Here is a 19724-nt window from a genome sequence, read left to right as displayed (position 1 = left end):
TGAGGCCCCGACGACTCGGGGCGCAGGCACGCCTGCCCTGGCGCACGTCGATGGGGTGCGCGGCGCGCTCGTGACGAGTGCGACGTACGGGTGTGAGACCGGCCCGGCTCGGCAACGTTGTCAAGCTACCCGCGCCCGGACGAGCGACGCAATAGGGGACGATCGATGCCCGAGGTCAGTCGCCGTCGCCCCAGCCCAGCCCGCCCGGCCCCGGGGCGTGGTGGAAGCCGGGATGGCCGGCCACGTCGGCGCAGCGCTCGCCGTCGGGGCCCGCGGCGCCGCAGAACAGCCGCTGGGCGCGCTGCCACGCGTCGGCCGGGGACAGCGCCGACGCGCCCAGGGCCAACTCGGGTCGCAGCAGACTAAGCGCCTCCGCGTATCCCACCGCGAGTTCCCGTGCCGACTCCTCGTCGCGCGCGGTGAAGCCGAGGTGCAGGGTGAAGAACCGACCCGGCCGCGCGGGGCGGCGGGGCGGGGCGATCAACGACGCGTCCGGAACCTCCCCTGCCGCGCCGAGCCCCGCCAGTGCCCGTCGTTGCCGCCAGTACGGCGGCCTGTTGTCGCGCATACGCCCTCCCCGTGGCGATCGGGACGGCCGCCGCCTTCCGGGTGCCGCACCCGTGTCGCGGGCGCGGCTGCCCTGCCGTCGGCACGCCGTCGGCGGCCCGGCCGGACCGCTCCCCGAGCACACCAGCTTTCCGGGCTCCCGGGAGGGGCCAGCAGCCGCGCCGCCCGCTGGCCCCCTCCCCGCACGTCGCGCCGACCGGTCGTCCGTGCCCGCGGGGTTCAGCCAGGCTGACCTGGGTAGACGCGGAGGCACGGACAGGATGCGGCCGGCAACGGCCACCACCCCGGTCAGGAGGCCCGATGGCGACGATCCCGACGGAACGCGGCCCGGACAGCTCGGTGGCGTTCCTGCGCGACGGCTACCGCTTCATCGGCCGGCGTTGCGACCGGCACGGCAGCGACATCTTCCAGGCCCGGCTGCTGCTGGAGCCCACCATCTGCCTGCGCGGCCGGCCGGCGGCCGAACTCTTCTACGACACCGAGCGCTTCGTCCGGGCGGGCGCGATGCCGAAGCGGGCGCAGCGCACCCTCACCGGGCGCGGCGGCGTGCAGGGCCTCGACGGGGCGGAGCACGCCGACCGCAAGGCCATGTTCATGTCGATCATGACCCCGGCCGCGATCCGACGCCTGGGGCAGCTCTTCGACGACGAGTGGCGGGCCCGCGTCGCGGGCTGGGAGGCGGGCGGGCCGGTGGTGCTGTACGACGAGGTCGGCAAGATGCTGACCCGCGCCGTCTGCGCCTGGGCGGGCATGCCGCTCGCCGACGCCGAGGTGGACCGGCGCACCGCCGAACTGCACGCGATGATCGAGGGCCCGGCGGCGCTCGGCCCGGCGCACTGGCGCGGTCTCTGGGGCCGCCGCCGGGGCGAACGCTGGGTCGGCGGGGTCATCGACCGGGAACGTGTCGGCACGGTCCAGGCCCCGGACGGCAGCGCGCTGCGGGTAATCGCCGCGCACCGGGACCCCCGCGGGCGCCTGCTCCCCCGCCGGGTCGCGGCCGTCGAGCTGCTCAACGTGCTGCGCCCCACGGTCGCCGTCGACCGGTTCGTCGTCTTCGCCGCGCTGGCCCTGCACGACCACCCGGCCTGGCGGCAGCGGGTCCGCGGCAGCGAGGAGGAGACCGAGAGCTTCGTGCAGGAGGTACGGCGCTACTACCCCTTCTTCCCGGTGGCCGCCGCCCGGGTCCGCCGCTCGTTCGACTGGCAGGGCTACCACTTTCCGCGCGGCCGGCGGGTGCTGCTCGACCTGTACGGCACCAACCACCACCGCGCCCTCTGGCCGGAGCCGGAGCGGTTCCGGCCGGAGCGCTTCACCGACTGGCGGGGCGACCCGTACGCCCTCGTCCCGCAGGGCGGCGGGGACCACCTGGCCGGCCACCGCTGCGCCGGGGAATGGATCACGATCGAGCTGATGAAGCGGGCGGTGACGAACCTGACCACCGCCATGCGCTACGACGTACCCCCGCAGGACCTCGCGCTGAGCCTGCACCGGATGCCGGCCCTGCCGCCCAGCGGGTTCCTGATCGCCAACGTGCGCCGCGCGGGCTGAGCCGCGCCGCGGGGCGGAACCCCGCGGCGTCGGCGTCTCAGGCCGGGTGCAGGACGCTACGCAGGCAGCCGTCCTCCTTCTTCTCGAACATCTCGTAGCCCCGCGCGCCCTCCTCCAGCGACATGGGATGGGTGGCGAGGTAACCGGGATCGATCTCGCCGGCGGCGAGCCGGTCCAGGAGCATCGGGATGTAGCGCTGGGCGTGCATCTGCCCCATCCGCAGTACCAGCGCCTTGTTCATCGCCGCGCCGAGCGGGAACTTGTCGACCAAACCGGCGTAGACGCCGACGATGCTCACCGTGCCGCCCTTGCGGCAGGCCATGATCGCCTGCCGGACGGAGGTGGGGCGGTCGGTCTGCAACCGGGCGGTCTGCTTCGCCTTGTCGTACGCGTACACCGGGCCGACGTCGTGGGACTCCATGCCGACCGCCTCGATGCACGCGTCCGGCCCCCGGCCGGCGGTCATCTCCCGCAGCGCCTCCAGCACGTCGGTCTCGGCGTAGTTGACGGTCTCCACGCCGAGCCGGTCGGCGGCCGTGGCGAGCCGATCGGGCAGCCGGTCGATCACGATCACCCGTTCGGCGCCGAGGAGCTGCGCGGACCGGGCCGCCATCTGGCCCACCCCGCCGGCGCCCCAGACCGCCACCACCTCGCCGCCGGAGAGCGCGCAGAAGTCGGCGGCCATCCAGCCGGTCGGCATCGCGTCGGAGGCGAAGACCACCGAGTCGTCGGGCAGGCCGTCGGGGACCTTGAACGCCCCGACGTCGCCGAACGGCACCCGGACGTACTCGGCGTGGCTGCCGGAGTAGCCCCCGGCCGCGTGGGAGTAGCCGAGGATGCCGGCCGGCGAGTGCCCCCAGAGCTTCTCGGTGAAGACGGGCTGCGGGTTGGAGTTGTCGCAGAGCGAGTACTGCTCGGTGCGGCAGTACCAGCAGCCGCCGCAGGCCACCACCGAGCCGACCACGACGCGGTCGCCGACGCGCAGCCGCCGTACGCCCGGGCCGGTCTCCACGACCTCACCCATGAACTCGTGGCCGAGGACGTCCCCCTCCCGCATGGCGGGCAGGAAGCCGTTGATCAGGTGCAGGTCGGAGCCGCAGACGCTGCTGGCCGCGACCTTGACGACGATGTCCCCCTCGGCGCGGATGCGCGGCTCCGGCACGTCGCGTACCGCCAGCTTGCCGACGCCTTCCCAGCAGAGCGCCCTCACGCCCGTCCCCCCGTCGTCAGCTTCTCGCGCATCTTGTCGGTCGCCTTCTCCTGGGCCGGGCCGCGCGCGGACGGGTCGCGCCGCGTGTCGATCACCTGCCCGCACTCCACGAGCGCCTTCACCCGGCGCAGTGCGTCGCGCAGCCCCAGGTCCGGATCGTCGCCGCCGACGAGCCCGAACGCCCGGCGCAGCGGCCCGGAGCGCCACCGCAGCTCGGCGCGGACCTCCGTACCCCGGTCCTGCGGCGCCGGCGTCAGCCGGACCGTGCCCTCCTGCTCGGGCCCGTCGACGACCCGCCAGCGCAGCTGCCCGGGCCCTTCGACGGTGATCTCGGCCCGCCACTCGGTGCCGCCACCGGCCGCGTCCCGGGCAACGCAGCGCCACCGCTCGTCGTCGAGCTGCTCCAGGGTCGCCCACTCGGCCAGCGCGCGGTCCATCCGCTCCCGGTCGGTCCAGAAGCCGATCACCGCCTCCACCGGACGGTCGATCGTCACCCCGCGCCGCACCACGTACCAGCCGTCGCGCCGCTCGGGCTGGCGCCGGCGTCGCCGACGGGCCACCGCCCGACCAACGCCGGCCACGGCCACAGTGGTGGCGCCGAGCAGCGCCCACCTTGTTCCGTTGCTGGTCATCACGTCTCCTCCGCCCGGGCGGCCGGGATGGACCACCCGTACCCGTTGCGCTACCCGGCGCCGCCCGGCCGAAACGACGGACCGGTTTGACCGTGCGATATCCGGGCACCTGCTGCGGGCACCCACCTGCACCGGGAGGCACGTTGTCCTTCGACGCCAGCGAGTACGGCCGCCACGTCGCGGAGGTCTACGACGAGGCATTCGCCCACCTCACGCCGGACGCCGCCGTGGAGCGGCTCGCCGCGCTGGCCGAGGGCGGTGCCGTGTGCGAGTTCGGCATCGGCACGGGTCGGCTCGCGCTGCCGCTGGTCGCCCGGGGGCTGACCGTCGCCGGCGTGGAGGGATCCCCGGAGATGGTCGCCGGGCTGCGGACCAAGCCCGGCGGGGACGCGATCGAGGTGGCCGTCGGCGACTTCGCCGCGACCCGGGTGCCCGGCGAGTTCGCCCTGGTGGTGCTCGCGTTCAACACGATCTTCGCGCTGCCGGACCAGGCCGCCCAGGTCGCCTGCTTCCGCAACGCCGCCGCCCACCTGCGCCCCGGCGGCCGGTTCGTGGTCGAGGCCTGGGTGCCGGACCCGGGAGCCTTCCGCGCCGGTGGCGCGCTGCGGCCGGTGCGGGTGGCGGAGGACGTGGTGCTGCTGGAGGCCGCCCTGCTGCACCCCGCCGAGCAACGGATGACCACCACGAAGATCCGGTTCACCAACGCCGGGGTGCACCTGCTGCCGGCCAACCACCGCTACGCCTGGCCGGCGGAGCTGGACCTGATGGCCGAGCTGGCCGGGCTGCGCCGCGAGCACCGGTGGGAGGACTGGACGGGCCGGCCGTTCACCGACCACAGCCGCGAGCACGTCTCCGTCTACCGCCGCCCGGAGTCGGCGTGAGCGCGCCGGCCCGCCCCGCCGGCCCGGCTCCCGACGGCCACGGCACCCCGGCGGCGCCGACGGGGGGCACCGCCGACCGGCGCCGGCTCCCCGTCGCGTACGTCCTGCCGCTGCGCTGGACCGACGACGCCGAGCTGGCCGGGCTGACCGACTACCTGCGCCGGCTGAGCGGCCTGGTCGACGTGACGGTGGTGGACGGGTCGCCGCCGGAGGTGTTCGAGCGGCACGAGCGGGCCTGGCGCGGCCTGGTCCGGCACCTGCGCCCGGATCCCGCCCTGCGCGGCGTCAACGGCAAGGTGACCGGGGTGCTCACCGGCGTCGGCGCGGCCCGGCACGAGCACGTGGTGATCGCCGACGACGACGTCCGGTACGACGAGGCGGGGCTGCGAGCCGTGCACCGGCTGCTCGACCGGGTCGACCTGGTCCGGCCGCAGAACTACTTCGACCCGCTGCCCTGGCACGCCTGGTGGGACACGGGGCGGACCCTGCTCAACCGGGCGCTCGGCGCCGACTACCCCGGCACCCTCGCGGTACGCCGGAGCACCTTCCTCGCCATGGGCGGGTACGACCCGGACGTGCTCTTCGAGAACCTGGAGCTGATCCGCACCGTGCGCGCGTACGGGGGCACCGAGGCGGCACCCGCCTGGCTGTACGTACGCCGGCTGCCGCCGGACACCGCCCACTTCCTGGGCCAGCGGGTCCGCCAGGCGTACGACGACCTGGCCCAGCCGGCGCGCCTGGTGGTCTCGCTGGCGGTCCTGCCGGCGCTGGCCACGGCGGTCGCGGCCCGGCGGCCGGGGCTGCTGCTCGGCGCGGCCGCGACCACGGTGGCGCTCGCCGAGGCGGGGCGGCGCCGGGCCGGGGGCGCCGCGGTCTTCCCGCCGGTCACCAGCCTGGCGGCCCCGTTCTGGGTGCTGGAACGCGGCGCGTGCAGCTGGCTCGCCGTCGGCCGGCGACTGCTCTTCGGCGGAGTCCGCTACGCCGGCGGCCGGGTACGCCGCGCCGCCCACTTCGAACGCACCCTCCGCCCCCACCGCCCCCACTGACCCACCCCCACCCCGCCCCCGCGGGCGCGGGTGCGGGCGCGGGAGGGCGGGGGCGGCGAGGGGAGAGAGGGAGGCGGGCGGGAGGCGGGGGGCAGGGGGTGGACAGCAACTCGCGGCCACCTCCCGGGAGAGCCCGGGAGTGGCCGCGAGGTGCTGGGTGTGGTGGGTGGGTTGGTCAGTACCGCACCTGTTCGCGCGACTGCTGCGCCTGGTCCTTGACGTCGTGCGCCGCGGAGCGGGTGTCGTCCTTGACGGCGTGCACCGCGTCCTGGGCGGTGGAGCGGAGCGACTCGGTGGCCTGCTGGGCCGGCTCGCGCAGCTCCTCCTTCAGCTCGCTGGCGACCTCGCCCAGCTTCTCCTTCACGGCCCCGGCGTGCTCGCCGGCCCTCTCCTTGACCTGCGTCGCCACCTGCTGCTCGCGGCGGGTGGCCGGGATCAGCGAGGAGGCGAGCCAGCCGACGCCGAAGGCGATCAGGCCGGCGGCCAGCGGGTTGCCCTCGGACTTCTGGCGGATCACCTGCGGCGCGCGCTGCGCGGCGTCACTCACGGTCGAGGCCGCCGAGTGCGCCTTGTCGCTGACCGTCGAGGCGGCGGAGTGCGCCTTGTCGCTCACCGAGGAGGCCGCCGAGGAGGCGTGGCCGCCCACCGCGTGGGCGCCGTGCTTGGTGCTGTGACCCAGGTCGGAAGCGGTTCCCATCACCTTGTCCCTCACATTCTGCAGTGCGTTGCGGGCCCGCTGCTTGCGGTCGTCGACGATGCGGGCGGGGCTGACCTTGTACGCCAGCGCGTCCACGTCGGAGCTCAGGTTGTTCCGGGTGGCTTCGATCTCCCGGCGGATCTGGTCCGGGTCGGTGCTCATCGAGTGACCTCCTGCGGGTGGGGCTTGAGCGCGTCGGGGATCCGCTGCACGCTGTCGTTGGTCTGCTTGAGGCCGCGGATGTGCTCGGCGCTCTTCTTGGCCTTGGAGTAGAGGACCGCGGCGATCGCGCCCCAGATGACGGCCACGATCAGCGCCGCCCAGCCGGCGTCCATCACGTTGGACAGGCCGGCCCAGAGGGCCAGCGACAGGAAGAGGGCCACCATGTAGCCGCCGAAGCCGGCGCCACCGAAGAACCCGGCGGTCTTGCCCGCCTTCTTGCCCTCCTGACGGATCTCAGCCTTGGCCAGCTCCACCTCCTGCCGCATCAGGGTGGACAGGTCGCTGGTGACCTGGCGCATCAGCTCACCGATGGAGCTGCCCCTGACCTCGTCCGCGTCGTGGGGGTGGTAACCGGAGTCCAGCCCCGCCCCCTGCGTCGGCATGCTCATGCCGCCGCCTCCCTTCGGATGACTCGTGGGCTCACGGACGGGTGGTCCCGGTCGACGGCACGCCCGGCAGCGGGTCGGTCTGGCTCACCGGCGGCAGCGGCTGACCGACGCCACCGGCGGGGTCCGCGTAGCTGGTGGTGGTCTGCGGGTCCGCGTACGCGCCGGGGGTCGGGTCGAGGTAGCCGCCCGGGGGCACGGCGTCCGGCACTGCGCGCGGGGCCGGCGGGGTCGGGATGACCGCGGTCCGCTCCGGGTCGTAGCCGGCGCCGGAGTCGTACCCGGAGAACCCGTTGCCGCTCTGGCTGTCGCCGGCGGCGGAGATGTTCTTGGTAAGCCGGCCGGCGAGGACACCCAGCACGGCGGCGCCGACCAGGAAGGTGCCGGGGTTGCGACGGGCGTAGTCGCGCACCTCGGCGATGATGTCCCCGGGCTCGCGCTGCTCCAGCCAGCCGGCCACACCGTGCACGCGGTCGGCGGCCTGGCGGGCGATCTCGCTGACCGGGCCGGACTGTCCGCCCTGCTCGGCCATCGAGCGCATCTCGTCGGCCAGCGAGCGGAGCCCGCTGGCGGCGCGCCGCTGCTGGTCGCCGGTCTGGCTGGCGAGCTGGCTACGGGCCTCGCCGTAGAGGTTGCGCGCCTGGCGCTTCGCCTCGCCGACGACCTCCTTGCCCTGCTCCTTGGCGGTGCCGGCGACGGCGCCACCGGCCTGCTTGGCCTCCGAGCCGACCTGACGGGCCTGCTCGCGGACGCCGCTGCCGTTGGTCGACTCCTGCCCGTACGTGGAAGTCGTGGGTGACAGATCGTAGGTCATGATTTCCCTTCCGCTCGGAAAGTCGTCGCGGTTGTGCTGGGGGGATGCACCGGCCGTTCCTGCCGGCGCATCTCTTGACCTACCCTCCGTCGCCGATTCCATACCTGGTTTGTGACTTCCGCTGCGCCCCGGCGTCGGCGGGCCACAAAATGGAGGATCGTCGGAACCGGTGTCGGAGGCGTCGCGCAGAGTGACGGCTGCGCCCGTGACCGACGCCCGCGGGCAGGGCGTTCCGCGGCCGCCACGGAGGGGAATCGATGGCACGCAACGTACGCGGCGGCGCGCCGGGCCGGAAGCCGTGGGTGCAGCTCGCCGCCGCGGCCGCGGCCGGGGTCTTCGCCCTGATCGGGGTGCTCGGCTTCATCCCCGGGATCACCACCGGCTACGGCGACATGACATTCGCCGGCCACCACTCCGAGGCCCGGCTGCTCGGCCTGTTCCAGGTGTCGATCCTGCACAACGCGCTGCACCTGGGCTTCGGGCTGGCCGGCCTGGTGCTGGCCCGCAGCGTCGGCGGGGCCCGGGTCTTCCTCGCCGGCGGCGGCGCGCTCTACCTCGGCCTCTGGCTGTACGGCTTCGCGATCGACCGGGAGAGCGCGGCGAACTTCATCCCGGTCAACGACGCCGACAACTGGCTGCACCTGGTGCTCGGCTTCGGCATGCTCGCCCTCGGGCTGCTGCTCTCCAACCAGGTGGGCACGGGCACCCGACCCGACGACCCCTTCGACCGTCCCTGACCCCTGCGGCGTCGCCACGTCGACGCGCGCCGCCGGAGTCGGGGCCCCGGTCACCGCCGCCCACGCGCGCACCGGCGACCGGGCGGCCGGCCGCCGTCAGACCGGCACGCGCAGCCGCTTGGCGAAGCAGACGCTGTACGGGTTGCCGACGTACTCGCCGTAGACCGGGATCGGCTCGTACCCGCTGGAGGTGTAGAGCCCGACGGCCGCCGGCAGGTACGTGCCGGTCTCCAGGCGGACCACCGCGTGCCCCTGCCGGAAGGCCAGCTCCTCCAGGGCGCTCAGCAGCTGCCGGGCGACGCCCCGCCCCCGGTACGCCGGGCGGACGTACATCCGCTTCACCTCGGCGGTGCCGGCGTCGAGCGCCTGGATCCCGCCGCAGGCGACCGCCCGCCCGTCGGCGACCACCGCCAGGTAGCGGATGTCGTCGTGGGTGACGGTCGCCTGGCCGTCCAGCCCGCCGTCGGCCTCCCGCAGTTCGCGCTGCTGGGCGGCGACCAGGGTGTCGATCTCCGGGTCGGTGGCGGGACGTGACTCGATCAGCATCAGGCCACGCTAGGTGCCGGGGATTTCGAGCAGGTTTCCGGCAGTCGACCCGCTCGCGGAGCGCGTCGAGCCATCGGGCGACGGGCTATCCGGCGTCGTCCTGCGCGGCGGCCCGCGACCGACCCGCCTCGTCGGAGGAGCCCGCCTCGTCGGAGGAGCCCGCCTCGCCGGAGGGACCCAACTCGTCGGGCCGGACCGCCCCGTCCGACGGGCCCGGCTCGTAGGAGCGGCCCGCCTCCCGGACGGGGCCGGCCTCGCCGAAACCGCCCTCGTCGGACGGGTCGACGTCGTCCGAGACGTCGGCGTCGGTCCCCTCGAACTCGTCCTCCGGGCGCCGCCGGCGGGCCTTGCGGGCCGCCAACCGCTCCGCGGCCGACGCCCGGGAGGACTTCTCCTCCAGCCGGACGTCGGTGCCCCGGTTGCCCGGGATGAAGTCGGCCCCCGCGTAGAGGGTCGGCTGCCAGTCGAACTCCCGCTCGCCGATCCGGACCAGGTCGCCCGGCTGCGCGCCGGCCTTGCCCAGCTTCTCCTCCACGCCCAGGCGGGCCAACCGGTCGGCCAGGTAGCCGACCGCCTCGTCGTTGTCGAAGTTCGTCTGCCGCACCCACCGCTCCGGGCGGACGCCGCGCACGACCCAGGCGCCCTCCGCGGCGGCCTCGATGGTGAAGCCCGCGTCGTCGACCGCCTGGGGGCGGATCACGATCCGGGTCGGCTCGGCCGGCGGCGCGGCGTTGCGGCCGCGCTCCACCACCTCCGCCATGGCGTACATGAGCTCCTTCAGCCCCTCCCGGGTGGCCGCGGAGACCTCGAACACCCGGAAACCGCGCTCCTCCAGGTCGGGGCGGACGATCTCGGCCAGGTCGCGGCCGTCCGGCACGTCGACCTTGTTCAGCGCCACCAGCCGGGGCCGGTCGGCCAGGCCGCCGTACTCGGCCAGCTCGGCCTCGATGGTGTCGATGTCGGCGACCGGGTCGCGGCCGGGTTCCAGGGTGGCGGTGTCGATGACGTGCACCAGCACGGCGCAGCGCTCGACGTGCCGGAGGAACTCCAGGCCGAGCCCCTTGCCGGTGGCCGCCCCCGGGATCAGGCCGGGCACGTCGGCGACGGTGAAGGTGTGGTTGTCCATCCGCACCACGCCGAGGTTGGGCACCAGGGTGGTGAACGGATAGTCGGCGATCTTGGGCTTGGCGGCGGAGATCACCGAGATCAGCGACGACTTGCCGGCCGACGGGAAGCCCACCAGCCCGACGTCCGCGACACTCTTCAGCTCCAGTACCACGTCGAGCTGTTCACCGGGCTCGCCCAGCTCGGCGAAGCCGGGGGCCTTACGCCGGGCGTTGGCCAGCGACGCGTTGCCCCGACCGCCGCGCCCGCCCCGGGCCACCTCGAAGGTCGTGCCGTCGCCGACCATGTCGGCCAGCACGGTGCCGTCGGTGCCCTGCACGACGGTGCCGTTCGGCACCTTCAGCACGAGGTTGCGGCCGTTCGCGCCGTCCCGGTTCGAGCCGGCGCCACCCTTGCCGTTCTCGGCCTTCACGTGCGGGCGGAAGTGGAAGTCGAGCAGCGTCGTCACCTGCGGGTCGACCACCAGGGACACGCTGCCGCCGTGCCCGCCGTTGCCGCCGTCGGGGCCGCCGAACGGCTTGAACTTCTCCCGGTGGATCGAGACACAACCGTGCCCCCCATCGCCGGCCTGCAGGTGCAGGACGACCCGGTCAACGAACGTCGCCACGGGCGTCAATCCTTCCAGCGAGGTTCACGCCCCGCACGAGAAAAGGCGAAGCGGGCCGGGACACGAGGTCCGCGGCCCGCTTCGCCGGAAGACTACTGCTGCGGCACGATGTTCACGGTCTTGCGACCGCGCTTGGTGCCGAACTGGACCGCGCCGGCGGCCAGCGCGAAGAGCGTGTCGTCTCCGCCGCGGCCGACCAGGTCACCGGGGTGGAACTTGGTGCCACGCTGACGGATGAGGATCTCACCCGCGCTGACGACCTGACCACCGAAGCGCTTCACGCCGAGTCGCTGGGCCGCGGAGTCACGACCGTTGCGCGAGCTGGACGCACCCTTTTTGTGAGCCATCTGAGGACGACCTACTTCCCGCTGGAGATGCCGGTCACCTTGACCTGGGTCAACGGCTGGCGGTGACCCTGGCGCTTGTGGTAGCCGGTCTTGTTCTTGAACTTGTGGATCCGGATCTTCGGGCCCTTGGTGTGCGCGGCGATCTCGCCGGACACCGCGACCTTGGCAAGCTTCGCCGCGTCGGTCACCAGGTCGTCACCGTCGACGAGGAGCACCGCGGTGAGCTTCACCGCGTCGCCGGGCGCACCGACGAGCTTCTCGACCTCGATCACGTCGCCCTCGGCGACCTTGTACTGCTTGCCGCCGGTCTTGACGATCGCGTACATCGGAGGCGGACTCCCTGTCGTTGAGGCTGCTGGCGGGTGTCCCCGCGGCGGCTCGCCGGGTAGCAGAGGCACGGCGGCGTGGGCACGCGGGAACTCGGCACACCAAAGTGCGCCGCAGGCCAGCGTACGCCATCGGAGGCCCGACGCCCAAACCGGCCCCGCCGGGTCAGCGGGCGCAGAGCTGGTCGAGGCGCAGCCGGAGCCGGTCGAGTTCGGTCTCGTCGATCGAGTCGACGTCGGTGCCGAGCGTGCCGACCTCCGCCGCCATGTCCGCGAGGAGCGTCTTGAGCTGCGCGTCCTCGGCCCGCGTCGACTCGCTGCGCAGGGTGCTCCGCCAGGCGGTCAGCGCGGCGGAGATGCGCTCGCGGGCGGTCCGGGCCCCGGCGGTGTCGTCCGCGCCGACGGCCGCGACCATCCTGCCCAGCTCCTCGACGTACGTCCGCACGGCGGTCTCGCCGGCACGCTGTGCCGCGGCGCACACTTCGGGGGCGTTGCCGCCGGCAGCCCCGCTGCCGGCGCCCGGCGACGCCCCGGTGGTCCCGCCCGGGGCGCCGCCGGGCGGGGCGGAGCTGGCGGGGACGTCGCCGGTTGGGGCGGCCCGCTCGGGCCGCTCGGTCCCGCAGCCGGCACCGGCGAACAGGACAGCGGTGACCGCGGTGACGGCGAGCAGACGGCGCATCGTTCTTCTCCTGACCGCAGGCGGCCGATCGTGGCCGGGGATCGACCATACGACAGGGCCCCGCCCATCGGACATTGCCGGGGACGGGGCCCTGTCAAACGTCGGCCTGCTCAGCCGGTCACGGCCGGGTACGCCGCCGCGCTCCGCTGCGGCGGGAGCGGCGCCGGCCGGTGCCGCCCTCCGCGTCGTCGCCGTCGGCGTCGGCGAGCGCGTCCGGGTCGTCCGGTGCGGCCAGCCGGGCGGACTCGCCCGTCTGGCTGTCGGCGACCTCGGCCGCGGCGGCGGTGTCCGCCTCGAAGCGGGACAGGTCGTAGCCCATCGTGTCGTGGTAGTCGGCGTCGGTGTCCACCACGGCGTCGGTCTCGGTGACCTCCGCCACGGTCCGCTCCACCGGGGCGTTCTTGCGGGCCCGTCGCCGGGACGGGCCGGCGCCCTGCTCGGCCGCCGGGGCGGCCACGGCCGACGCCACCGCCTTGACCTTCTCCCCCGCGCCGCCGCCGGATCGCGGCTTCTCGGGCACCGGCTCGGTGTGCACGATCACGCCCCGGCCCTTGCAGCACTCGCAGGTCTCGCTGAACGCCTCCAGCAGGCCCGCGCCGATCCGCTTGCGGGTCATCTGCACCAGGCCGAGCGAGGTGATCTCGGTGACCTGGTGCTTGGTGCGGTCCCGCCCCAGGCACTCGGTCAGCCGGCGCAGCACCAGCTCCCGGTTGGACTCCAGCACCATGTCGATGAAGTCGATCACCACGATGCCGCCGAGGTCGCGCAGCCGGAGCTGGCGGACGATCTCCTCGGCCGCCTCCAGGTTGTTGCGGGTGACCGTCTCCTCCAGGTTGCCCCCGGAGCCGGTGTACTTGCCGGTGTTGACGTCGATGACGGTCATCGCCTCGGTCCGGTCGATCACCAGCGAGCCGCCCGAGGGGAGGAAGACCTTGCGGTCCAGCCCCTTGATGATCTGCTCGTCGATCCGGTACTCGGCGAAGACGTCCGTGGTCCCGACGTGCCGCCGCAGCCGGGCGACCAGGTCGGGCGAGACGTGCGACAGGTACGACTCGACCATGTCGTACGACTGCTCGCCCTCGATCACCAGCTCGCGGAAGTCCTCGTTGAACAGGTCCCGGACGACCCGGATGACCAGGTCCGGCTCCTCGTAGAGCAGCACCGGCGCGCCACCCTCGGCGGCTTTGGCCTGGATGTCCTCCCACTGCGCCTGGAGCCGCTTGACGTCGCGCGCCAGCTCGTCCTCGCTGGCGCCCTCGGCGGCGGTCCGGACGATCACGCCCGCGCCGTCCGGCACCAGCTTCTTCAGCACGTCCCGCAGCCGCTTGCGCTCGGTGTCGGGCAGCTTGCGGCTGATGCCGGAGGCGTTGCCGTGGGGCACGTAGACCAGGTGCCGGCCGGAGAGCGCGATGTGGCTGGTCAACCGGGCGCCCTTGTGGCCCATCGGGTCCTTGGTGACCTGCACCAGCACCGAGTCGCCGGAGCGCAGCGCCTGCTCGATCGAGCGGGCCCGGCCCTCCAGGCCGGTGGTGTCCCAGTTGACCTCGCCGGCGTACAGGACGGCGTTGCGACCGCGCCCGATGTCGACGAAGGCCGCCTCCATGCTCGGCAGGACGTTCTGCACCTTGCCGAGGTAGACGTTGCCGGCCATGGTCCCGGAGGAGTTGCGGGTGACGTAGTGCTCGACGAGCACCCCGTCCTCCATGACGGCGATCTGGGTACGGTCGCCGCGCTGGCGTACGGCCATCACCCGGTCGACCGCCTCCCGGCGGGCCAGGAACTCCGACTCGCTGAGGATCGGAGGCCGGGTACGGCGCTGCTCGCGGCCGTCACGGCGGCGCTGCCGCTTGGCCTCCAGCCGGGTGGAGCCGGAGACGCCCTGCACCTCGTCGACGGTCTTGCGCGGTTCGCGGATCTTGACGACGGTCGGCACGCCGTCGTCGGCGCCCGCCTCCACGTCGCCGGCGCCCCGGCGGCGGCGCCGGCGGCGACGACGGGTCAGCGCGTCGCCGCCCTCGGCCTCGTCGTCCTCGTCGCCCTCGGGCTCGTCCGCCTCGGCCTGGGCGGCCTCCTCGGACTCCTCGTCGTCGGCGTCGTCGGCACCACCCTTGCCCCGGCCCCGGCCGCGCCGGCCACGCCGGCGCCGGCGCCGGGCCGCGGCGCTCTCGTCATCGTCGTCGTCATCGTCCTCGGCGGCCTCCTCGGCCTCCTCGGTCGGCTCCTCCTCGGGCTCCGCGACCTCGACGGCCTCGACGTCGCGGCGGCCACGCCGGCGGCGGCGCGCCGGCTCCTCCCGCTCGGCCGGCTCGACCGGCTCCTCGGCGGCCGGCTCCTCCGGCTCGGGAGCCGGGGTCACGACCCGCAGCACCGGGACGTCCTCCGGCTGGGGGGCCATGAAGAGCACGGTCGGCGCGGAGAGCGCGGCCCGCCGGCGGCGGGTGCGCGGCTCGGGCTCGGGGGCCGGCTCGGGCTCGGCGGCCGGCGTCTCCTCGGCGACCGGCTCCCGCTCGGCGGCCGCCTCGTCCTCGTCGGTCGGCTCCTCGTCGGCGCCCGGGGTGACCGGCACGCCCGGCGGGGCCTCGTCGGCGCGGCTGCGCGCGCCGCCGACGGCGGCGGGCGGGGCGGCGGCACCGAACTCGGTGCCGGCCTCCGGCCCGGTCCCGGCGACCACCGGCGGCTGCTCCGCCCCGGCGGGCGCGGTGGCGGCCCGGTCGGACGCGCCGGTTGCCGTCGGTGAGCCAGACGCGGCGTCGGCCGGGGCCTCCGCGGCCGGCTCGGCCCCGGCGGGGGCGGCCTTCTTCCGGCGGGTACGGGTCGCCTTGACCGGCGGCGCGACCGGCTCGGCGGAGGTCTGCTCCGACCCGGCGGGCTGCTCCTCGGCGGCCTGCCCGGTCGACTCCTCGGCGGCCTTCGCGGTGGTGGCCTTCCGGCGGCGGCGCGGCGTCTTCGGTGCGGCGTCGAGGTCGCCGGCGACCGGGGCGAACACCTCGGCCTGGGGGGCCTCGCCGCTGCCCGCCACGGGCGCCGTGGGCGCCTCGACCGGCGCCTCGGTCTGCTCCGACTGGTTCAACGGCGCGGTACGCCGCCGGGTGGTACGCCGCCGGACCGGCGCGGCCGGAGCCTGCTCCGCCTCGGCGGCTCCGGCGTCGCCCGGGCCGTTCCCCGCGCCGGTGGCGTTCCCGGCGGTGCCGTGGTCAGCGGTGCTGTTGTCGGCGGTCTGGTCGGCCGGCTGTGAACCGGTCCGTTCGCCGCCCTCGGGCTCGTTCTCGAGCATGGACGTTCTCCAGTTCTGGCTGCCCCGGGCGCGGGTGAGCGCTGCCACGCAGGGTCGCCGCAAAAGTGTTTCCGCCGAGCGCGCAGGGTGCGCGACCGCCGAAGTCTGCCTGCCTGAACGCTGACCGACGGTCAGCGTTCACCGATGGTTGCCCCGTCGCGGTCCGCGTCCAACGGATCCGCGATCGCATCCTGCGCGGTCAGCGTGCCCTGTGCCAGCCGGATCACCCTCGGCGAGACCGGCGGCTCCAGGTCGGCCACCACGCGGAGGCCGGAAAGGACGTCATCGGGCCGCACGGAGGGGGTGACCTGCCGCACGACCAGTTCGAGTATCGCACACGGTACGGCCGGGACCCCGGAAGGCGTCTCCGCCGAAGTGATCACATCGATCCGGATCACCGCCGCGCGGGCGTCGAAGGTGCGCCGGCCCTGCTTGGTCATCCGCTCGACCAGCACCTCGTCGGCGGCGGTGAAGGCGGCGACCGCCCCTCGCAGGACGCCCGGGTCGACCTCCGGCAGCTCGATGCGCCAGTGCGACGCCTCGATCCGGTCGGCCAGGCTCCCGCCGCCGGCCACGACGGCGTCGAGCACGTCGAGCCCGGGCGAGAGCGCGGCGTCCAGCGCGGCGCGCAACTGCTCCGGGTCGACCGCCTCGCGGAGCCCGATCTCCAGATACTCCGCCTCGCTCGCCACGCCCGTGGGGGCCGCGCTGGCGTACGAGATCTTCGGGTGCGGGGTGAAGCCCTGGGAGAAGGCGATCGGCACGCCCGCCCGGCGCAGCGCCCGCTCGAACGCGCGCGCGAAGTCCCGGTGCGAGGTGAAACGCAGCGGGCCGCGCTTGGCGTACCGGATCCGGACGCGCTGGACGACCGGGGCCTGGCCGCCCTCTGGCTGTGGTTTCCTACTGATCGTCGTGCTCCTCGGTGTCAGGGACCGGTTGATCGTGACGGCACGCTCGTCACTCGCGTGCCGCTGACGATAGCCACATGATCGACCCGCCGCGCGGCGGGCGGCCCGCCCGGCCGCCCGCCGGCGGCGGGGCTACTGCTGTGCGCCGGTGGGGAGCCGCAGAGCGTTGACCGGGGTGAGCGGGAGGAGCTTCTTCCCGGTCGGGCCGATCTGGATCTCGGTGTCCATCGAGGGGCAGACGCCGCAGTCGAAGCACGGGGTCCACCGGCAGTCGTCCTGCTCGTACTCGCTGAGCGCGTCCTGCCAGTCCTGCCAGAGCCAGTCCTTGTCCAGCCCCGAGTCCAGGTGGTCCCACGGCAGGACCTCCAGCCCGTCCCGCTCGCGGGTGGTGTACCAGTCGAGGTCGACGCCGAAGGCGGGCAGCACCTCGGCCGCGGCCTCCACCCAGCGCTGGTAGGAGAAGTGCTCGCTCCAGCCGTCGAACCGGCCGCCGTTCTCCCAGACCCGGCGGATCACCGCGCCGACGCGGCGGTCACCCCGGCTGAGCAGGCCCTCGATCAGCGACGGCTCGCCGTCGTGGTAGCGGAAGCCGATCGCCCGGCCGAGCGACCGGTCGGCGTTGATGGCCTGCTTGAGCATCTTCAGCCGGCCGTCGATGACCTCCGGCCGCTCCATGGCCGCCCACTGGAACGGGGTGTGCGGCTTCGGCACGAACCCGCCGATGGAGACCGTGCAGCGGATGTCCTTGGAGCCGGTGGCGGCCCGGCCCGCCCGGATCACCTCGTGGGCCATGTCGGCGATCTCGAGGACGTCGGAGTCGGTCTCGGTGGGCAGGCCGCACATGAAGTAGAGCTTCACCTGCCGCCACCCGTTGGTGTAGGCGGTCACGACGGTGCGGATCAGGTCTTCCTTCGACACCATCTTGTTGATGACCTTGCGGATCCGCTCCGACCCGCCCTCCGGGGCGAAGGTCAGGCCGGTGCGCCGGCCGTTGCGGGACAGCTCCTGCGCGAGGTCGATGTTGAACGCGTCGACCCGGGTCGACGGCAGCGAGAGCGAGACGTTGGTGCCCTCGTACTGCTGGGCCAGGCCGGAGCACATGTCGCCGATTTCGGAGTGGTCGGCCGACGACAGCGACAGCAGGCCCACCTCGTGGAAGCCGGAGAACTCCAGGCCCTCCCGCACCATCTGCCCCACGGTGGTGATGGAGCGCTCGCGGACCGGGCGAGTGATCATGCCGGCCTGGCAGAACCGGCAGCCCCGGGTGCAGCCCCGGAAGATCTCCACCGCGTACCGCTCGTGCACGGTCTCGGCCAGCGGGACCAGGGGCTTCTTCGGGTACGGCCAGGCGTCCAGGTCCATCGTCGTGCGCTTGTGCACCCGGAACGGCACGTCCGCCCGGTTCGGCACGACGCGCTGGATCCGGCCGTCGGGCAGGTAGTCCACGTCGTAGAAGCGCGGCACGTAGACGCTCTCGGTGCGGGCCAGCCGCAGCAGCAGCTCGTCGCGCCCGCCCGGGGAGCCCTCCGCCTTCCACTCCCGCACGATCCCGGTGATCTCCAGGACCGCCTCCTCGCCGTCGCCCAGCACGGCGGCGTCGACGAAGTCGGCGATCGGCTCCGGGTTGAACGCGGCGTGGCCGCCGGCCACGATCACCGGGTCGGCGTCGGTACGGTCGGCGGTGAGCAGCGGGACGCCCGCCAGGTCGATCGCGGTGAGCAGGTTGGTGTAGCCCAGCTCGGTGGAGAACGAGACGCCGAACACGTCGAAGTCGCGCACCGAGCGGTGGGCGTCGACGGTGAACTGCGGCACGCCGTGGGCGCGCATCAGCTTCTCCAGGTCCGGCCAGACCGCGTAGGTCCGCTCGGCCAGCACGTCGGGCAGCTCGTTGAGCACCTCGTAGAGGATCTGCACGCCCTGGTTGGGCAGGCCGACCTCGTACGCGTCGGGATACATCAGCGCCCAGCGCACGGCCGCGGTGTCCCAGTCCTTGACCACCGCGCCCAGCTCGCCACCGACGTACTGGATGGGCTTGGTCACCTGGGGCAGCAGCGGCTCCAGCCGGGACCAGACCGACGGCTCCAGGTCGCGGGGCTGCATCGGACGCGCCGGGCCGGGGCCGTCGCCGGAATTGGCCGCGGCGGGGCGCGGCGTGGTGGACGGGACGCTCATGATGCCCAAGGGTACGCGGCCCGGGGCCGGCCGCCGCGCGCACGCCGTCCGACGGCCGGGTCGGTGCCGGCGGCGCGCTCCCCGCCCACGCCCGGACGACGGGTGGCCGGGATCGCCCCGCTGGCGCGTCGGTACTAACCTCGGACCGGCGCGAGAGGAGATTGCCGCGATGCCGCAGCCGCAGCCGGGCACGGACCGGCCGGCCGACGGGAGCCCCCCGGGTCGGGACCAGGACCGGGATCCGGCCGTCACCGAGGAGTCCCCGGCCTCCCCCGCCGCACCCGCCCCCACCGGTGGCGGCACGGGCCCGGAGGGCACCCGTGAGCTGCCCGCCGACGACTCCGGTCCGACCGGAGCCGGCGCGCCGACGGGTGCCGACGAGGGCGTCCGGCGGGAGGCCGGCGACGCCGAGCCGCCGACGCTGGAGGACGCCGGCCCCGAGGGCGGGCGGGACCCCGGTCCCGCGTCCGCCACGGGCCCGGAGGGCACCCGCCGGCTGCCCGACGACGGGCCGGCCGACCGCCCGCGGGTCGGCCCCCAGGGCACCCGGATGTTTCCCGCCGACGAGCCGCCACCCGAGCCGCCCGCGCCGCGCTGGAGTGGTTCGGCGGCGGTTCCCCCGCCACGGCCGCGCAAGCCGGCCTGGGGCGAGTCGGCCGTACTCCCCCCGCTGCCGCCGACGCCGGCCGCGCCGCCCCCGCCGGTCGCCCCACCCGAGCACCTCACCCCGGTGGACCCCTGGGCGGGCGCCGACACCGGCGGGTGGGACCTGCCGCCCGCCGCGCCGCCCCCGCCTCCCACGCTGCCCTACCCGGCCGCGCCGTCGACCCGGCCGTACTCCGGGCCGCCGGCGCCCCCGGTCCACACCCCCGGGCCACCGCCGCACGCGCCCGGGCCGCCGGGCGGCCTCGACCACCAACTCGCCCGTGCCGGTGGGCGCCCAGGCCGCGACGGGGACGAACACCGACAGCGCGACCGCACCGAGGACCGCGCTCAGCCG

General features: G+C 74.7%; 17 protein-coding genes and 2 pseudogenes. 5 read left to right on the top strand and 14 right to left on the bottom strand.

Translation table 11 applies throughout. The features are described from left to right. Window positions 1–175: 175 nt before the first annotated feature. Complete coding sequence (locus V6V16_RS15930; RefSeq protein ID WP_334562854.1) at window positions 176–568, bottom strand: hypothetical protein; 393 nt, start codon at window positions 566–568, stop codon at window positions 176–178. Window positions 569–867: 299 nt separating this feature from the next. On the opposite strand from V6V16_RS15930, the gene V6V16_RS15925 reads away from it, so the two are divergent. Continuing rightward, entirely contained in the window at window positions 868–2115 is a 1248-nt protein-coding gene (locus V6V16_RS15925) for a cytochrome P450 (RefSeq protein ID WP_334562852.1), read from the top strand. Window positions 2116–2152: 37 nt separating this feature from the next. Here the strand turns inward: V6V16_RS15925 and V6V16_RS15920 are convergent, their stop codons facing one another. Next, a complete protein-coding gene (locus tag V6V16_RS15920; RefSeq protein WP_334562850.1) occupies window positions 2153–3325 on the bottom strand; it encodes a zinc-dependent alcohol dehydrogenase in 1173 nt (390 codons plus the stop codon). Then, window positions 3322–3957, bottom strand: coding sequence for an SRPBCC family protein (locus tag V6V16_RS15915; protein ID WP_334562849.1), 636 nt, complete (start codon window positions 3955–3957; stop codon window positions 3322–3324). Before V6V16_RS15915 ends, V6V16_RS15920 begins: the two co-directional genes overlap by 4 nt. 143 nt (window positions 3958–4100) lie before the next feature. On the opposite strand from V6V16_RS15915, the gene V6V16_RS15910 reads away from it, so the two are divergent. Beyond that, window positions 4101–4838, top strand: coding sequence for a class I SAM-dependent DNA methyltransferase (locus V6V16_RS15910; RefSeq protein ID WP_334562848.1), 738 nt, complete (start codon window positions 4101–4103; stop codon window positions 4836–4838). Next, on the top strand, window positions 4835–5884 hold the full coding sequence (locus tag V6V16_RS15905) for a glycosyltransferase (RefSeq protein ID WP_334562846.1): 1050 nt from the start codon (window positions 4835–4837) through the stop codon (window positions 5882–5884). The genes V6V16_RS15910 and V6V16_RS15905 overlap by 4 nt, the downstream gene beginning before the upstream one ends. A 175-nt stretch (window positions 5885–6059) precedes the next feature. On the opposite strand, the gene V6V16_RS15900 is transcribed toward V6V16_RS15905, so the two are convergent. From V6V16_RS15900 to V6V16_RS15890, 3 genes are read right to left on the bottom strand one after another with little or no spacing between them, the layout of a single operon-like run. Further along, window positions 6060–6743, bottom strand: coding sequence for a DUF3618 domain-containing protein (locus V6V16_RS15900; protein ID WP_334562845.1), 684 nt, complete (start codon window positions 6741–6743; stop codon window positions 6060–6062). After that, window positions 6740–7192 carry a phage holin family protein gene (locus V6V16_RS15895; RefSeq protein WP_088998863.1) on the bottom strand — a complete coding sequence of 151 codons (453 nt, stop codon included), beginning with the start codon at window positions 7190–7192 and terminating at the stop codon, window positions 6740–6742. The genes V6V16_RS15900 and V6V16_RS15895 overlap by 4 nt, the downstream gene beginning before the upstream one ends. Window positions 7193–7223: 31 nt before the next feature. Next, window positions 7224–8003 (bottom strand): hypothetical protein, encoded by a 780-nt coding sequence (locus V6V16_RS15890; RefSeq protein WP_334562844.1) that lies wholly within the window; start codon window positions 8001–8003, stop codon window positions 7224–7226. Between the two features lie 257 nt (window positions 8004–8260). Between V6V16_RS15890 and V6V16_RS15885 the strand changes: the two genes are divergently transcribed. After that, complete coding sequence (locus V6V16_RS15885) at window positions 8261–8740, top strand: DUF4383 domain-containing protein (protein WP_334562843.1); 480 nt, start codon at window positions 8261–8263, stop codon at window positions 8738–8740. 96 nt (window positions 8741–8836) lie between these two features. Here the strand turns inward: V6V16_RS15885 and V6V16_RS15880 are convergent, their stop codons facing one another. The 8 genes and pseudogenes from V6V16_RS15880 to V6V16_RS15845 form a co-directional block, all read right to left on the bottom strand. Further along, window positions 8837–9286: a GNAT family N-acetyltransferase gene (locus tag V6V16_RS15880; protein ID WP_334562841.1), complete on the bottom strand. Its 450-nt coding sequence runs from the start codon at window positions 9284–9286 to the stop codon at window positions 8837–8839. Window positions 9287–9575: 289 nt separating this feature from the next. Then, a pseudogene (gene obgE / locus V6V16_RS15875) lies at window positions 9576–11018 on the bottom strand (GTPase ObgE); the annotation flags it as partial. Between the two features lie 92 nt (window positions 11019–11110). Continuing rightward, window positions 11111–11365 carry a 50S ribosomal protein L27 gene (gene rpmA, locus V6V16_RS15870; protein ID WP_334455035.1) on the bottom strand — a complete coding sequence of 85 codons (255 nt, stop codon included), beginning with the start codon at window positions 11363–11365 and terminating at the stop codon, window positions 11111–11113. Between the two features lie 11 nt (window positions 11366–11376). Beyond that, on the bottom strand, window positions 11377–11691 hold the full coding sequence (gene rplU, locus V6V16_RS15865; protein WP_088975625.1) for a 50S ribosomal protein L21: 315 nt from the start codon (window positions 11689–11691) through the stop codon (window positions 11377–11379). A gap of 166 nt (window positions 11692–11857) precedes the next feature. Further along, window positions 11858–12370, bottom strand: a complete 513-nt coding sequence (locus V6V16_RS15860; protein WP_334562837.1) for a hypothetical protein — start codon at window positions 12368–12370, stop codon at window positions 11858–11860. Between the two features lie 118 nt (window positions 12371–12488). Beyond that, window positions 12489–15644: an Rne/Rng family ribonuclease gene (locus tag V6V16_RS15855; protein ID WP_334562834.1), complete on the bottom strand. Its 3156-nt coding sequence runs from the start codon at window positions 15642–15644 to the stop codon at window positions 12489–12491. Between the two features lie 131 nt (window positions 15645–15775). After that, complete coding sequence (locus V6V16_RS15850) at window positions 15776–16495, bottom strand: TIGR03936 family radical SAM-associated protein (RefSeq protein ID WP_334562948.1); 720 nt, start codon at window positions 16493–16495, stop codon at window positions 15776–15778. Between the two features lie 189 nt (window positions 16496–16684). Beyond that, window positions 16685–18724 carry a TIGR03960 family B12-binding radical SAM protein gene (locus tag V6V16_RS15845; RefSeq protein ID WP_334562831.1) on the bottom strand — a complete coding sequence of 680 codons (2040 nt, stop codon included), beginning with the start codon at window positions 18722–18724 and terminating at the stop codon, window positions 16685–16687. Window positions 18725–18893: 169 nt separating this feature from the next. Here V6V16_RS15845 and V6V16_RS15840 point away from each other — a divergent pair. Continuing rightward, window positions 18894–19724, top strand: a pseudogene (locus V6V16_RS15840) (hypothetical protein); the annotation flags it as partial.

Source organism: Micromonospora sp. CPCC 205561 (genome assembly GCF_036906775.1).
Taxonomy (GTDB): Bacteria; Actinomycetota; Actinomycetes; order Mycobacteriales; family Micromonosporaceae; genus Micromonospora.
Note: the sequence above shows the minus strand (reverse complement) of the source record. Positions and strands in the feature narration are given on the sequence as shown.